General features: G+C 37.7%; 14 protein-coding genes. 3 read left to right on the top strand and 11 right to left on the bottom strand.

Annotated features, from left to right (window positions below; genetic code table 11):
• Positions 1-84: 84 nt before the first annotated feature.
• The 3 genes from SAGCYANO_RS25165 to SAGCYANO_RS25155 form a co-directional block, all read right to left on the bottom strand.
• On the bottom strand, positions 85-2331 hold the full coding sequence (locus tag SAGCYANO_RS25165) for a heavy metal translocating P-type ATPase (RefSeq protein WP_202222597.1): 2247 nt from the start codon (positions 2329-2331) through the stop codon (positions 85-87).
• Between the two features lie 1602 nt (positions 2332-3933).
• A complete protein-coding gene (locus tag SAGCYANO_RS25160; RefSeq protein WP_202222596.1) occupies positions 3934-4500 on the bottom strand; it encodes an HMA2 domain-containing protein in 567 nt (188 codons plus the stop codon).
• A 363-nt stretch (positions 4501-4863) separates the two neighbouring features.
• Positions 4864-5388, bottom strand: coding sequence for a DUF1499 domain-containing protein (locus tag SAGCYANO_RS25155; protein WP_202222595.1), 525 nt, complete (start codon positions 5386-5388; stop codon positions 4864-4866).
• A 73-nt stretch (positions 5389-5461) separates the two neighbouring features.
• Between SAGCYANO_RS25155 and SAGCYANO_RS25150 the strand changes: the two genes are divergently transcribed.
• On the top strand, positions 5462-5851 hold the full coding sequence (locus SAGCYANO_RS25150; protein WP_202222594.1) for a nuclear transport factor 2 family protein: 390 nt from the start codon (positions 5462-5464) through the stop codon (positions 5849-5851).
• A 586-nt stretch (positions 5852-6437) separates the two neighbouring features.
• Here SAGCYANO_RS25150 and SAGCYANO_RS25145 read toward each other — a convergent pair.
• The 5 genes from SAGCYANO_RS25145 to SAGCYANO_RS25125 form a co-directional block, all read right to left on the bottom strand.
• Positions 6438-7523 (bottom strand): hypothetical protein, encoded by a 1086-nt coding sequence (locus tag SAGCYANO_RS25145; RefSeq protein WP_202222593.1) that lies wholly within the window; start codon positions 7521-7523, stop codon positions 6438-6440.
• 78 nt (positions 7524-7601) lie between these two features.
• Complete coding sequence (locus SAGCYANO_RS25140; protein ID WP_202222592.1) at positions 7602-8060, bottom strand: hypothetical protein; 459 nt, start codon at positions 8058-8060, stop codon at positions 7602-7604.
• A gap of 98 nt (positions 8061-8158) precedes the next feature.
• Positions 8159-8614 carry a hypothetical protein gene (locus tag SAGCYANO_RS25135; protein ID WP_202222591.1) on the bottom strand — a complete coding sequence of 152 codons (456 nt, stop codon included), beginning with the start codon at positions 8612-8614 and terminating at the stop codon, positions 8159-8161.
• 405 nt (positions 8615-9019) lie between these two features.
• A complete protein-coding gene (locus tag SAGCYANO_RS25130) occupies positions 9020-9919 on the bottom strand; it encodes a hypothetical protein (protein WP_202222590.1) in 900 nt (299 codons plus the stop codon).
• A gap of 270 nt (positions 9920-10189) precedes the next feature.
• Complete coding sequence (locus SAGCYANO_RS25125) at positions 10190-11005, bottom strand: hypothetical protein (RefSeq protein WP_202222589.1); 816 nt, start codon at positions 11003-11005, stop codon at positions 10190-10192.
• Between the two features lie 87 nt (positions 11006-11092).
• Here SAGCYANO_RS25125 and SAGCYANO_RS48025 point away from each other — a divergent pair, with 87 nt between their 5' ends.
• Positions 11093-11218, top strand: a complete 126-nt coding sequence (locus SAGCYANO_RS48025; RefSeq protein WP_255502697.1) for a hypothetical protein — start codon at positions 11093-11095, stop codon at positions 11216-11218.
• 105 nt (positions 11219-11323) lie between these two features.
• The gene (locus tag SAGCYANO_RS25120) at positions 11324-11932 is read left to right on the top strand and encodes a hypothetical protein (protein ID WP_237396665.1); all 609 of its coding nucleotides are present in this window, start codon (positions 11324-11326) and stop codon (positions 11930-11932) included.
• Between the two features lie 142 nt (positions 11933-12074).
• On the opposite strand, the gene SAGCYANO_RS25115 is transcribed toward SAGCYANO_RS25120, so the two are convergent.
• The 3 genes from SAGCYANO_RS25115 to rnhA form a co-directional block, all read right to left on the bottom strand.
• The gene (locus tag SAGCYANO_RS25115; protein ID WP_202222587.1) at positions 12075-12818 is read right to left on the bottom strand and encodes a hypothetical protein; all 744 of its coding nucleotides are present in this window, start codon (positions 12816-12818) and stop codon (positions 12075-12077) included.
• Positions 12819-13162: 344 nt separating this feature from the next.
• Positions 13163-14569, bottom strand: coding sequence for a magnesium transporter (gene mgtE, locus SAGCYANO_RS25105; RefSeq protein ID WP_202222585.1), 1407 nt, complete (start codon positions 14567-14569; stop codon positions 13163-13165).
• 788 nt (positions 14570-15357) lie between these two features.
• Entirely contained in the window at positions 15358-15828 is a 471-nt protein-coding gene (gene rnhA, locus SAGCYANO_RS25100) for a ribonuclease HI (RefSeq protein WP_202222584.1), read from the bottom strand.
• Between the last annotated feature and the right edge of the window lie 261 nt (positions 15829-16089).

Below are 16089 nucleotides of genomic sequence, written 5' to 3'. Positions count from 1 at the left end.
GCTCCTCGGTGGGGTAAATAAACTTTTGGAATTAACCAAAATATATATACAAATATCTACAAAAACTATTCCCCTACCCTTCTATTATGTACTACTTTCTAACTGATGCTGCACCAGAGGACGTAAACTATTTAAACCAGCAGCGATCGCACTGCCATTGTGGACCACCGTAGCAATGAGAGGATGTAGTCCCACTGTAGAGGCCAACCCTAAAGCTACCAAATTTGGCCCTACTACCATAACAGTATTTTGTTCGATGAGATGTTTAGTCTCCTTGGCAATAGCGATCGCCTCCAACAAACTAGATAAATTATTATTCATCAAAACCACATCTGCTGTTTCCCTCGCTACATCCGAACCATTTTCAAAAGAAACAGACACATCTGCATAAGCTAAAGCCACAGAATCATTTAACCCATCTCCCACAAAAGCCACAGTTTTTCCGGTGCGGCGTAAATCTCGAACAATAGCAGCTTTTTGGTCAGGAAAAGCCTCAGCATGAACTTGAGACTCTGGAATTTTCAACTCTGTGGCCACCATCTTCGCCCTGACCTCGTTATCCCCAGTCAGTAAATGCACTTCCATATCATATTCTTGTTGCAATCTCATAATCAGAGGCATACTTTCCGGACGCACTGGGTCTTTATATTGAATTGCCCCTTGAAACTCGCCATTGCAGGCCACATAAATCAAAGATAACCACTCAGAAACTGGGCATTCTTGGTCAGTATGGGCACAACTTTCCTGAAAACAAGGATGATTTTCATAGAAGCAATCTAAATCTACTCCTGCTTGAGTCAAAAACTTAGCACTGCCGACCAAAACATCCTGACCATTAATATCTACCTGAATACCCAATCCTACTTTATACTCCCACTCACCCCGTGGATAAATATTCACACCTTGTTCCTGAGCATAACGAGCGATCGCCTCTGCCACTGGATGAGTAATACGTTGTTCCGCAGAAGCTGCTAAAGCCAAAACTTCTGTGGCACTCATTCGTCCTGATACTGTTTCTACTCCCACCACAGCAATATTACCTTGAGTCAAAGTACCAGTCTTATCAAAAACAATAGTATCAATTTCGGCTAACATTTCCAGAGTACGACCACTCCTAACCAAAATACCGTGTCTGGTAGTATGGTTTAGCGCTCCCAAAAATGCGGTGGGAACTGATACTCGAATTCCTGTGACAAAGTCTAGGGTGAGAATAGATGCAGCTCTACTGGGGTCGCGAGTTGTGGCTAAGACAATGCCAGCTAATATCAAGGATGGCAAAATTAATTTGTCTGCCATTTGAGAGGCATAATTTGCCATTCTGGTGTCATGTACTGGAGCTTTTTGTAATAGTTCGATACTAGCAGCAGCACGAGTTTGTTTGCCTATCCTTTCTGCCCGAATATAAATTTGACCGGAACGTACTAAGGTCGAAGCATAGACTAATGTACCTGGTTTGCCGACAACTGGCATTGACTCTCCGGTGAGTTGCTGTTGGTCAATGACTGCCTCACCTTGTAATACTTCTCCATCTACTGGTATTTGTTCTCCTGGGTAGACTATAACTGTATCGCCTCGTTTGACTTGGTCGCTTGGTATTTGTTGTTTTTCTCCATCTTTTTCTACCCAGGCAAAACGTCCGATGGCGTCTAACAGGTCTGAAGTTTGATGTTCGGTGGATCTGGCTGTTTGTTCGCGGATTACATCTCCCAGTTCGTGGAGAGTTAATACTAATGCAGGGGTTAATACTTTGCCTTGGATGGCACCGAGGGTTAGGGAGAGGAAGTCGAGACAGTCTATATTCAGGCAATGTTCGATTAATAAGCTCTGGAAAGCGCGTTTGACAACTGGAAATGCTGCAATGGCCAAGGCGCTAAAACTCAGTTGTGGAGAAATTGGTAATTTTAATGGTCCGCTGAGGAAAGCTAAAAGGGTTGCTAGACTTGGTATTACTAAACTTGACCATTCTCCTTCATTTTGGTCTTCTGTTTCTGGTGGTGTTTGGGATTTAACTTTGTTTTTGGCAATTGTTACGGTAGAGCGATCGACGTTTTCTATTAGAGATATAAGATGGTCTAGTATTTCTGTTTCTGATTTGCCTTTGGTCTGATAATTAATGGCGATCGAACTTGCTGCTTGGTTAATGCGAGTTTGTTTGACGTGGATATCTGATTCTAATAATGTTTGTACATTGTCAGTATAGTTTTTGTCTAGACTCAAGTGCATGACGCGAAGTCTGACTCTTCCGGGAATGCCATGCACTAATGATATTGTGGGAGTTTTGACTGTTAGTGTTGATGTTGACCCTGATTGTTGTGATTTGATAGTTTGCATTGTTGAGTAATTGGTAATGGATATAGTTATACGGTAGTTATACGGTAGGTTGGGTTAAGCGGTAGTGCAACCCAACAACTCTAATAGACATCTCCTCCAAAAGACAGAGCAGGGAGCAGGTGGTTATACAGTAGGTTGGGTTAAGCGGTAGCGCAACCCAACAGATACATAGAGTTGTTTGGTTTCGTTCCTCACAGTTTTTGGGTTTCGTTCCTCACAGTTTTTGGGTTTCGTTCCTCACAGTTTTTGGGTTTCGTTCCTCATAGTTGTTTGGTTTCGTTCCTCACAGTTTTTGGGTTTCGTTCCTCATAGTTTTTGGTTTCGTTCCTCATAGTTGTTTGGTTTCGTTCCTCATAGTTTTTGGGTTTCGTTCCTCATAGTTTTTGGGTTTCGTTCCTCACAGTTGTTTGGTTTCGTTCCTCACAGTTGTTTGGTTTCGTTCCTCACAGTTGTTTGGTTTCGTTCCTCACAGTTGTTTGGTTTCGTTCCTCACAGTTGTTTGGTTTCGTTCCTCACAGTTGTTTGGTTTCGTTCCTCACAGTTGTTTGGTTTCGTTCCTCACAGTTGTTTGGTTTCGTTCCTCACAGTTGTTTGGTTTCGTTCCTCACAGTTTTTGGTTTCGTTCCTCACAGTTTTTGGTTTCGTTCCTCACAGTTTTTGGGTTTCGTTCCTCACAGTTTTTGGTTTCGTTCCTCACAGTTTTTGGTTTCGTTCCTCACAGTTTTTGGTTTCGTTCCTCACAGTTTTTGGGTTTCGTTCCTCACAGTTGTTTGGTTTCGTTCCTCACAGTTTTTGGGTTTCGTTCCTCATAGTTTTTGGGTTTCGTTCCTCACAGTTTTTGGTTTCGTTCCTCATAGTTTTTGGGTTTCGTTCCTCACAGTTTTTGGTTTCGTTCCTCACAGTTTTTGGGTTTCGTTCCTCACAGTTTTTGGGTTTCGTTCCTCACAGTTGTTTGGTTTCGTTCCTCACAGTTTTTGGGTTTCGTTCCTCATAGTTTTTGGGTTTCGTTCCTCACAGTTTTTGGGTTTCGTTCCTCACAGTTTTTGGGTTTCGTTCCTCACAGTTTTTGGGTTTCGTTCCTCACAGTTTTTGGTTTCGTTCCTCACAGTTTTTGGGTTTCGTTCCTCATAGTTTTTGGGTTTCGTTCCTCATAGTTTTTGGGTTTCGTTCCTCATAGTTTTTGGTTTCGTTCCTCACAGTTGTTTGGTTTCGTTCCTCATAGTTTTTGGTTTCGTTCCTCATAGTTTTTGGGTTTCGTTCCTCATAGTTTTTGGGTTTCGTTCCTCACAGTTGTTTGGTTTCGTTCCTCACAGTTTTTGGGTTTCGTTCCTCACAGTTTTTGGGTTTCGTTCCTCACAGTTGTTTGGTTTCGTTCCTCACAGTTTTTGGGTTTCGTTCCTCACAGTTTTTGGGTTTCGTTCCTCACAGTTTTTGGGTTTCGTTCCTCAACCCAACCTACTAAATAAGAACTGACAGTACCGAATAAATAGGAATGAGACAAAATTTAGTAATTATGGAGACCGAAAAATTTTGCTTTATACCTAATTAAATGGATTTGATATTACTGATAACTGATAACTGATAACTGATAACTGAAATTACCTATGCTTCGGGTATTTCCTCTTCATCACAATCAGCTTCTTGAATAATATTCATCAATAACATTCCTAGTTCCCAGTCTGACATTCCATCAGCTTGATACTGGATGGCGATGGAAGCTGCTGCTGTATTTATCCGTACTCCTAATACATGGGAGTCTGCTGTTAAAAGTTGTTCTAAACGTCTGACGTAATTTGGGTCAGATGCTACTTTTGGGATTCGCAGTCGGATGCGACCGGGAACTGAATGCACTATTGTGTATGTTGGTGAGTCATCACTAGCAACAGTTGTCACTGGTTGAGAAATATTTGTTTGCTCAGTATCAATTACAGGTATAGTTTCTGTTTGTTCTTTTAGTTGTTCAATTATTTGGCGTACAAAACCTGCAACTGTTAGGTTCACTAGAAGTGCAGTAGCACCCCGTAGTTTAAATCTAGTGGTAATCATGATTCCGACTAAGGGAGGTAGAATGTATTCAATTTCATTATGTGCTTGTAAAAATGCACCTAATTGGGGGACGGTTGTTTCAGTTTGGTTTATGGTGTTTGTATAGTTTGAGGTTGTTGCCATTTCAGTTATCAGTTATCAGTTATCAGTTATCAGTTATCAGTACCTCTGCAATAAGGAGGTTTGAAATCAGGAATATTCTCTTTTTTTCTATCCGGAGACGCATACCCAAAATTTATCGGTCATGGTTTATATTCTTTTAGTGAGAGGGAACAGAGTAGGGGAGTGACTATCATGGAAGGATACACGGATACGGAAGGGAGTGGGGGAGTGGGGGGAGAGTAGGAGAATTTGGCATTGGTGATTTGAGCTATGGTATCATGTCCGGAGCAGAGCGCGAACAAAAAACTTTCTCCTTCTACTACTCTTTCTTCCTCCTGACTCCTCCTTTGTTATCTATAACTATTCAACCGGACATGATATTACTTAACTTGTTTTTAGTTCGTTCCATTTTGTCCGAATAGTTTCGACTCGTTCGCGGTTAACACCTAAATCTGATTCTCCAAGACGGGAAGCTGAACGTACTTGAATAGCGTTACCATCTTCGTCTACATAAAATTCTACATCATCTACAAATCCCATGATTTTACTTGTAAACTCAGCATACAAATAATTTTTATCTTCCTTGACAATATTTGTCCGAGACATAGATGCAATTATTTGTTTGAGGTTAGCGATCGCTGTTTCTGGATTATTAGAGTCATAGCTAAGAGAGACTATACCATGTTCTGCATCCTGACTGTAACTACTGACACAGTTTGGACTATTGGGACAAGGCGCTAGTCGTCCAGAATATACGCCGAGATTATCGGGTCTGGTGCCAGCAAATAAGCTTAGTTTGTCAGAGGTGGCATTAACTCCGACAACAATGGCAACTGTTACTAACAAAAAGAGGGTAATGTATAACATTTTCAAAAATATATTAGGAGATTTTTTTTCTGTTGTTTCCATAGTCTATCGGAGAATAATTTGATTGAACTGGCTAATATAATAACAATTATTCTATATCTAAACCCAAAATTTTATGACTGACGAAAAGCAAGCAATGTTAACAGCAAATCAAGCTTTTTATCGAGCTTTTGAAAAACGGGACATCGAAACTATTAGTTCTATTTTGTCCAAGGGTATTGACACAGTTTGTATTCATCCAGGTCGTAATGCCATTCGTGGTTTTGAAAATATTCGGAATTCCTGGGATTTAATATTTAAGAATACTAATTATATTGAAATAGATCTTGATATTGTGACAACAGAAGTTAATGGGGATATTGGTTATGTTGTTTTAGTCGAAAATTTGATGCAAGTGATTGGAGGTAGGAGAACTAAAGCTCAGTGTATCGCAACGAATATTTTTGAGCGGATGGGTGGAAATTGGTATTTGATTCATCATCATGGTAGTCCATTGATGAGCTAGGGCCGCTATGCGGAAGTCAAAAGTCAAAAGTCAAAAGTCAAAAGTATTGATTTGTAATTGTTTTAGGATTTTGTAACCGATCAGTTATTTCCACAATCCTGCACTAGGGTATTTCTTAGGAGTCAGGAGTCAGAAGTCAGGAGTCAGGAGGGAATTCATTAATGGATAATTGATAATGGATAATTGATAATTACCTCTGGTTAAAACCGTTACGGAATTGAATATAAGGAGATATTATTTCTTCTCTTGGTCGATTGGATATGGCGCAGGTTTCGGAGCCATCCCACCCTTCGGGAAGCTACGCAACGACCGCTTTTTTTTCCCCTTAAAAGGGGAGGCTTTAAACCATAATTATTTAATAATTAATAATTAATAATTAATAATTCTGTAAGAAGTAAGAAGGAAGAAGGAAGAAGGAAAAATCTGGCACTGTCTGAGTTTGAAGCTTTTGATTTGTCCGCGCCCTTTATTTCCACTGCTATAATTTTTCAAGAGCAGATATTGCCTCCATTTAATATCAATTTCATAAAATCAGGACTTAGATATAAGGTAGGAAAAATGCGGAACAAAACGCCCCTACTACTGACTACTGACTCCTGACTCCTGACTCCTTATCTAATTTTCTTCCACAATATTGAGGTCTTTGTTGTAATTGAATACCTAATAAATCAGCCACATTACACTTCAATCTACCTGCTGTTTGTTTACCTGGTTCTATGTAGCCAAAACCACTACTAAAAAACTTTTGCTGATAAGAATAAATTGCTTCTATCCATTGTTTTTGTGCTTCTAAATATTTCTCTGGTTCTCCTAAAAGTTCATCTTCTATCGCCCCAGAATACTGAAGTTTTATATCATTTTCTAGAATTTGCTTAATTGCTTGAATAATTTTTAAGCGTGCTTCTTCTGATGTAACTACTGTTGAATTTTGAGATAATATTTCTGTCTCTAGTTCCCGGACTATTTCTCGAATTACACTGCTAGTAGTGGGAAAATTGTCTAGTGCTTTTTCCATTTTGACTGAGGAAATTACGCTAACATTTTTTGTTGAACTATCAGTTAATTGTTCTTCTGAAAAAGGGGAATGTTCATTTTTTTTCGGTTCAGCAATAGTGCCAGTATTAAACTTACTTATCTGATATCCTAAAGCAAAAAATAAACCATGAGAAAGTATTAATAAACAAGTTGTTGCTACTGGCAAGCCATACTTTTTTATGAGGATAACTATTCGGTCGGAAACAGTTAATTCTTGCTGAACATTTAACCCAAAAATTCTGATTTCATAAATTGACTTTAATCTCGGAAATGCTGATGTAAATATCGATCTTGGTACTTTTCCATGACTGAGTTGATGAAAATAAGCTGCTAACTCATAATCGGGTAGTTGAGAAAATAACTCAGCAAAAGGTTGATAATAATTGCAGCGTTCGCGACTAGATTTTAAGTGGGAAATGAGTTTCTTCCAAATAGTATCTCCATAAATTAATTGCTCTATTTCTTGGTCAATACTTGTGTTTAATAAATTGTTACCCAAATATTCTAAATCGTGGCTAACTTGTTGTTTGATTATAGTAGAATAGGTTGACCATAAACTATTTTTAGTTTTTAATAGCCAACAGAAAGCAGGAACAGATATTTTTCCTCCTAATATTTGATAGAAGGCGTAATTCATTCCTAGTACAATTAATGGATCTAATGATTTTTGATAATTTTTCAGTTGAGATTGTAATTTTAGAGATATTTTTGTTTCTCATCTTCTTTTTCCATCTCCAGTAATATTTAACCAATTTAGATATTCTGGTAAAGTTTCGGGAATAAAAATTGCTCTTAAAGTTAATAACCTAACCATTTGAGCATTAGCATTTCCTTGTTTAACAGCATTGCCTGCTCCCAGATTATCAAATAGGTTGTTTAAATATTTTGATGTAACTTGACCATTCTGTAATTTTAAAATTAAATTTTCTACCCATTCTTGTTTGATTTGAGAACCACTAATTAATCCTTTAATTGCTGTTTCTATAGCTGCTTCATCTATATTTGTTGAGATATTTTCCCTGGGATTTTTCATCATCTTTGTCTGTGTTTGTGACAGACTTGCTTCTACTTCAGTATTAGCAGGATGAATAATAATAAATTGTTCTGGTCGTTCAATTGCTTCGACATTATAAGCCCATGATATAGGTAGATCGTTGGCTTTAATTTCAGCCATTTTATTAATAATTTGTAAGTCAGATAATTCAGTGGGGATTATTACAGGTATAACTTGACTACTCAGCCATTTTTGCCATTCTGTGGGTAAATTTATTTCTAATTTTTAGTAATTTTATGTTGATTTGGTTTCCCAACTTCTTTAGTTTCAGATGGATTAAATACTGGATTAATACCTTGTTGTTGTTGAGTATTTATCCAGTCTAATATTTGCCAAATATTATCTTTACCGGAACAGAGAAAATAACGATAAAAAGAAGTAGAACGCCCATACTCGTCTTGCCCAGTAGTTACTACAGCAACTACTGAATAATCTGGTTCTTCATTACTTATACTTAAGACAACTCGCCCGACAAAAGTAGGTTCTTGACTATTACGGTCTTTGGCTACTTCAAAGCCTTTATTAGCAATTGCTCTTCCTACAGAATGGGGAACTTGAGGCAAGGTTAAGTTCATATATTCCCCTACTTTAAATCCCCGAGAAATCCATTTACCATCGGGTAATATTTCGGGAATTATACCTGTGCTGAACTCGTGAATTTCAATAGTTTCCATTTGCTGATTTGGGGAAGGTTTTAGGTCTTATATTATGTCCGGTTGAATAGTTATAATTAAAGCTTGTAGTAGGGCTTTAGCCCTAATACCAATTTCAAAAAGAATTTTACGAATAATAAGTATGACTAAAAGACTTTACAGGAAACCTATTATTTGACAAAAAAGAGAATTTCCGGTCTAAAAACTGGCATTGAAGCTATTCATTCTGACTTCTGAGTTCTCACTCCTTACTTCTAAGAAATACCCTAGCTATTTGTAGCAAACATTTATCAATTATAAGATAGATATTTCATGGGCTAAAGCCCTACTACGAACAAAAAATTTTCTTCTTTTCCTCCTCTTCCTTCTTCCTTCTTCCTTCTTCCTTCTTCCTTCTTCCTTCTTCCTTCTTCCCCTCCTGACTCCTTAATCATTATCTAACTGTGAATTACGTTTACCTGTACAAATCCAATATATAGGAGAAACTAAGCCAAAAGGTCGCCATTTTTTCGAGTCTTCTAATACTGATGCTACCCCACCACGACCCCGATAAATTTGCTGAGAATTTGGTTTAGAATATTTATTTCCTGTCACACCAAAAGCAGAAGTTGTAAAATATTCCACACTACCCATTCCCAAATTTTGCCAAGATTCTAATCTTTCAAAAATAGTAGGAAACCGTGCCTCGGCTAAAAATTTTGGTCTATTTCTATTTACCCATAAATCAGCTAATTCACACTTAGTTAAAACCAAAGCAATACGCCGTTTTTCACTAAACAAATCCCGGCCTGCTAATGCTACTAAAAGTTGATCTACTCCTCTAGCATATTCTAGGTCTTTACGATGAGTTGTACCATCAATCATTAACATAATTCCCGTGGCTGGAAAACAATCATTTAAATAGTCTCGAAGTAATTGAGAATCTGTTTGCTGAAGTACATCGCTAAAAAATTCTCCAGAATAATCTTTGCAACTAATATCTAAATTCAAAACAGTATTAGAACGCCTAAAATTATCTTCTGGTTTGAGAGTAATTCTTAAACTATAATCCTTAATTTCTAACACATCATTAGCTAGACGAGTTTGTTCAATTTGTAGCCCTGACTCTATAAAATTTTGTGCCTGCTTAATCAAAAATTCTCCATCTTTATTTGCTGGAGTAACTAATTCAACAGGACTAGAAAAATCAGCATTTGGCCACCTAGCCAAAGCTGCCATATAAGTAGTTTTACCAGCAGCACGATCGCCTATTACTCGTAAAATGCCAGAACAATTTTCCTCTTTTAAATTCTCATTAATTCGGGGTTTTAATAGGGAGTTAAACATTTTTTTTACCGAAAAATTGTGGTTTAGAGAATATCTGAAAAGTTTTTTGATACTGAATTTTGCTCCCTAGCCCCCCAACTTTGGGGGGAAAAAGAGTCAATTTGCTTCTAAAAGTCCCCCAAACTTGGGGGATTTAGGGGGCTTGGATGTAGCAAATGGGTTCTCAGACAACCTCTTAAAGCCTCCCCTTTTAAGGGGACAATAAATAAAAATTTTCCTTTGAGTCAATCCTCTTATTTTCAAGGAGAGGTAATTATTAATTATTAATTATTAATTATTAATTGTTTTGCCTTGACTTAACCAATACAGGGGTGAAACTATACCATAAGGTTTCCATTTCAAAGGTTCCCGTAATATTGAGTGGGGACTTCCTAATTCATCAGTACGATTTGGACGGGGGTCATTTCGTTGTAGAACGCCAAAAGTAGATATAGCATAAAACCGTAAATTTTGTTGAGGAATACGCTTTTGTAAAATACTGGTTGTTCTTGGTAAATGTACTTTAAATATGTCTAATTCTGGGTCAAGACGACCAGGCCAAATTTCTCCTCTTTCACATTTACTCATTGCTATAGCTAGACGTAAATCTTGGGAGCGGTCGCGCTCATCTATTAAATTAATAAATCTCTCCATCACATTACTATAAAATATGTCGCTTCCTGGCTCCCATTTGTGGAGTAAAATTAGACAGCCGACATTATCTTTGATTAGGCATTCATCGATAAATTCTTGATGTAAAGGATTAGAAATACCTCCTTGTAATTCATTAAAAATCTCTCCTGGATAATCTCGCACTACTAGATTAATTTCTTCTGGTTTTTGTTGCCACCAACGTTTGATTTCTATGTGAAAAGAATACAAAGGTAAATCATAGAAACTTTTGATTTTTATTCCATCAATAATAGTGGGTTCTAAAGAAGCACCATTGAGAATAATTGTTTCAGCTTTATTAGCTAAATTTTGAGCATCATTAGTAATGGCTGTAATTTGAAAATTTGGGTGACTTTTTTCTGGCCAATAAGCTAATCCTGCTAGATAAGTAGTCTTTCCCGCACCCGTAGGTCCAATAATACAAATATTCCCCATTTTTTTGACTTATATCTTTACTATTACTATTGATTAATTTAACTTGCTTGTTTGATAAAAGGAATATTCGGGTTAGTTCGAGTATTAATGGGACGAAGACTACTTAATTTGGTAGATGCTAATCGTTCTTATACTCAAGTTCTTGAGGAGAATGAGGACGAGACTGGGAAAGTTGTTGCTAGTTATACTTATAAGGTGTGTTTGGAGAATTGATTTATGAGAGTGGTAGTATAAAGAATGATTATTTATTATTAGGAGAGCAGTTTAATAAAAATTTAGACCAAAAACACTATAAATTTTGATGGTAAAATGACTTTTTTGACAGCTTTAATTATAATTCACCCATCTACTGTCAATGTAAAAAGCAAGGTAGAAAAACTCCTACTACCTTACGATTATTATATAGAAGTAGAACCATACAAGGAGTATCTAGATCGAGAAGAATTAGTTAAAAAAATCAATGAGCTTAAGAGTATGTCTGAAGAAGAAATTAATAAAATAGCAAAAGGTTGGGAGGTAGAAGCCAACAATTTAGAAGTATTAGCTAAGTTTGAATTAGATTGGTTTGATGAGCTAATAGATGGAGTAGATGAAAACGGAGAATACAAAATGACAACTCTTAATCCAGATGGCAAATGGGACTGGTACAAATTTGCAGATATGGAAGGTATGACATCGCGTTTTTTTGTTCCCGATATTCATACGTTTGCAGTTAAGGAAATTGAATTTATACCTTATGCTGTAGTTACTCCAGATGGTAAGTGGCACGAACTTGGAGAAGAGGCTGGACTGGAAGCTTTTGTTAACAAAGAAATAAAGGGAATAGAAGTGATGAGTGAGGATGAGATAAATTGGAGAGAGAAAGTTCGGCAAATAAAATCGGATTTCCCAGATTATTTAGCTGTTATATTACACTGCCATGACTAACCGTATTTTATACTTTGAGATTACTCACCAACTTGATAATAAAAATCTCAACAAATTGAGTATGAGTATGAGAAATATCAAATAACTACCCAACTTTCTTCTTCCTTCCCTCTTCCTTCTTCTCTCTTCCTTATTCGTTCTTTCAAGCTAAATAACTAGCTAAATAAATCCAAGGTAATTCTAATAAACTACGGTGATAAATACTGGTAATAAAACACCGGACAGACAAACCTGAACGACTGCTATTTATTTGTTCTAACTGTGATTTTAGTGGTAAAAAATAACTATTAACCACATAATTATGACGTTGCAGCCAATTCATAGTAGAACCATGAGGTAAATAAGCCAATTTAGCAATTTCTTGCTCAAGATTACAATTAATTAGATCGGCTTTATTCAGACATATTACAATACGTCGAGCTTGAGGACAATCATAAATAAAAAAGTCAGTCCAACGATTAAATCTATTGCACCATTGTTGCTGAGTAATATAATTTTCTGGGTTAATATGAGGCTGTAAAATTTCTCGATAGGGAGGAACAATTAAAAAAATCCCTTCACTTTTACCCACCGTTTCTTTAAAATCTTGCCATTCATTAATATGCTCAGATTGCCATGACCTACGAAATAATTCCCCAGGAGAATCTATCCAATCTACAGGAATTTTGCTAATACCAGTAGAAAGTCTAACTTTCACATCCAAAGAACGTTTTTCAATACTTTGAGTAGGTTTAGCAGTGCCATCTAAATTAAGTAAATTTGCCTGGAGATTTTGATAATTTTGATTGACCAAAGAAACCTGGACATAATTTCCTTGGGGATTGGCCAATTCTAAGGCTAAATGAGTTTTGCCGACGGCGCGATCGCCTATATAAACTACTCCCATTTTAGAGTTAAGAAGTTAAAGATAATTTCAACAATTAATAATTAATAATTAATAATTAATAATTACCTCTCCTTGAAAAGAAGAGGATTGACGAACAGGAAAATTTTTTTCTTCTCTTGGTCGATTGGATATGGCGAGGAGACCTCGCCATCCCATCCTACGGAATGCTCCGCAAACGACCGCTTTTTTCCCCTTAAAAGGGGAGGCTTTAAACCACAATTTATAGGTAATTTGGGCATTATAAATCTGTCTGACCAAAAAATAAGGTCTCAAGTCTCCCCTTTTAAAGTAGAGGTACTGATAACTGATAACTGATAACTGAAATGACTCCTCCACAAATTCTTTCATATTTGTAAAATTACTCGTGCCAAGTTGAAATAAATCAGAACACCGAGAACATCCACCGCAGTAGTAATAAAAGGTGCTGACATTAAGGCGGGGTCTAACCCAAATGAGCGAAATAGGAATGGCAAAGACGAACCAGCAACAGAAGCCAAAATTGAGATTGCTAGCAAACTTACACCCACTGTCACTGACACTTCTAAATTACCATTGACAATAAACAGGAAAGCCCAAACTGTTGCTAACAAACCGAGAACACTCCCAAGTATTGCACCAGCAGCAGCTTCACGCAGAATCACTTTAAACGGCCCAATTTTCCAGATTTCATCGGTATTCATACCTCTAATCACAACAGTAGAAGATTGCGCCCCCACATTCCCTCCAGTACCAGTCAACAATGGAATAAATGCTGCTAAGGCAACTACTTTTTGCAGAATATCTTCTTGTGCTGTAATAATTCCACCCGTAACACTATTTGTCAGTAGTAACACAAATAACCAGACCACTCTTCTACGAGCAGCAGTAAATAGATTTATCTGGAAATAGTTATCACCTTCAGACTGCACCCCACCTAAAGCATAAATATCTTCAGTAGTTTCTTGTTCCAAAATATCTAGCACATCATCAATGGTAATGATACCCACCAGTCGTTGTTCACTATCTACTACTGGTATTGCCAGAAAGTCGTAACGCTGAATAATACGAGCAACTTCTTCTTGGTCAGTACCAGTTTGCACGCAGACAAAATCACGACTCATAATTTCGCTGATGGTTTGGTTGAGTTGAGAAGTGACTAAATCTCGCAACGACAGAATACCTGTGAGATGACGGTTAGTGTCAGTGACATATAGAGAATAAACTGTTTCAGTAACGTGAGCTAATGAGCGAATACGTTCTAAACTTTGAGAAACTGTATATTCTTCTTTGAGGGAGATGTATTCCGGAGTCATTATTCGTCCTGCTGTTCCAGAGTTGTAACCCAGAAGTTGCGCTGTAGCTTGGCGTTCGGCAGGACTAAGTTGACCTAATAAACGCCTGACAACGGTTGCGGGTAATTCTTCAAATAGTTTAGCACGGTCATCAGGTGACATTTTATCAACGATATCTATAACTTCTTGACGTTTGAATTTTTCACAAAGAGACTGTTGTACGCTGGAGTCTAGTTGTTCATAGACTTCGATCGCCTCACCTTTAGAAAGTAAGCGAAATGCTATGACTTGCATTGTTTCTGGTAAACCTTCGATCGCTTCGGCAATATCAGCGGGTTGTACGGGAACTAACATTGCTTTAGCTCCAGATAAGTTATCTTGTTCTAGCAGAGCTTGAAGTTGCGATCGAACTAACTCCCGTAATTCTTGACGAGAAATAGTGGCTATGGAAGGGGATGAATAGTTATTATCTTCAGTCAAAGCTAACCCTCCTAATATTATAGATTGCTGAATCTAGTTTAGAGGCTAAATGCACTTTTTGAAAGACTTCAAATAATGGTTGTCCTGCATAGTAATGTTAAAGATATCTGGACTTATATCATGTCCGGTTGAACAGTTATAAATAAACGACGGAGGAGTCAGGAGTCAGGAGTCATATCAAATCCGGTTGAATACTTATCGTATATTTGGGGGTGGGGAGTGTGGGAAGTTGGTTCGTGTGGGAAGAAGGGGAAGTCAAGAGATTGAAGGCGAGAAAGTGTGGATAGAATTATAAACATATACTGTATAACCGGATTCTATATCAGGAGAAAATAAAGAAGAAGAAAGAGGAGGAGAGGAGAAAGTTTTTTTGGTGTTGCTGATTTTGGGTATGATTTTGCCCCCCGAGCAAGCCAAAATTGGGGGGAATAAAACTCTAAAAGTCCCCCTTGATCCCCCTCCTGTCCCCCTTGAAAAGGGGGAAGCCAGATGTTGCTGCGCTTTTTGTTGAACGGGGGATGCGCGGGGGCGAAGGCGAGAACCAAACAATCGCGCATTCATACTTCAATTCAGCAACGCCGTTTTTTTTATCACGCTCTTATGCGGACATGATATTACCCACGAGGCAGGAAAAAGTAGCGTTTGAGATTGCTTTCCGTTCCGGACTGCTCCGCAAACCCTATCGGTCGCAATGACGGAAATACGTTCTACTGCCTAAGTCCTAATTTTTTAATTTCTTCCCATACTCCCCACACTCCCCACACTTCCCACACTCCTCACACTCCCCCTTAGTAACCGGAGTCTGGTGGTAAATTTGGTTGTTGTGATGCTTGCACTGCCAAGCGATCGCATCGCTCATTTTCTAGATTGCCAGAATGACCACGCACCCAAGAAAATTCCACTTGATGTTGGTTACATAAATCTAATAATTGTTCCCATAGATCGGGGTTCATTGCTTTATCTTTTTTATTCCGTTTCCAACCATTAGCTCGCCAGCGTTTTGCCCAACCTTTAGTAATGGCATCAACGATATATTTAGAGTCAGTATAAAGAGTCACATCACAAGTAGATTCTAGAGTTTGAAGTCCTAGTATTGCTGCCATTAATTCCATGCGGTTATTAGTAGTTAAATTATAACCTCCAGATAATTCTTGGCGGTGTTTATCGGTAATAATAACAACTCCATACCCTCCAGGGCCAGGATTGCCACTACAAGCACCATCAGTATAGATAGTAACTTTTGAGATTTTTTCTGTCATTTTGATTCCTTTTTATTACAGTAGTTTTCTAGTCTTGGAGGTACAAAGTTTTATTGCTCTAGGGAATAGGGAACAGGGAACAGGGAATAGGGAACAGGGAATATAAGAATAGTCTTACAACTGTACCTCACACTTCCTCAAAAGTGCTGTAAATAATTTCTTATATAAAATCCGGTTATATAGTATATGTTTATAATTCTATAAATACTTCAATCTCCCCTACTCACCCACTCCCCTTTTCCCCTCCACGGTCGGGGTTAG

Origin of the sequence: Okeania sp. KiyG1 (assembly GCF_014132355.1) — a bacterium.
Taxonomy (GTDB): Bacteria; Cyanobacteriota; Cyanobacteriia; order Cyanobacteriales; family Microcoleaceae; genus Okeania.
Note: the sequence above shows the minus strand (reverse complement) of the source record. Positions and strands in the feature narration are given on the sequence as shown.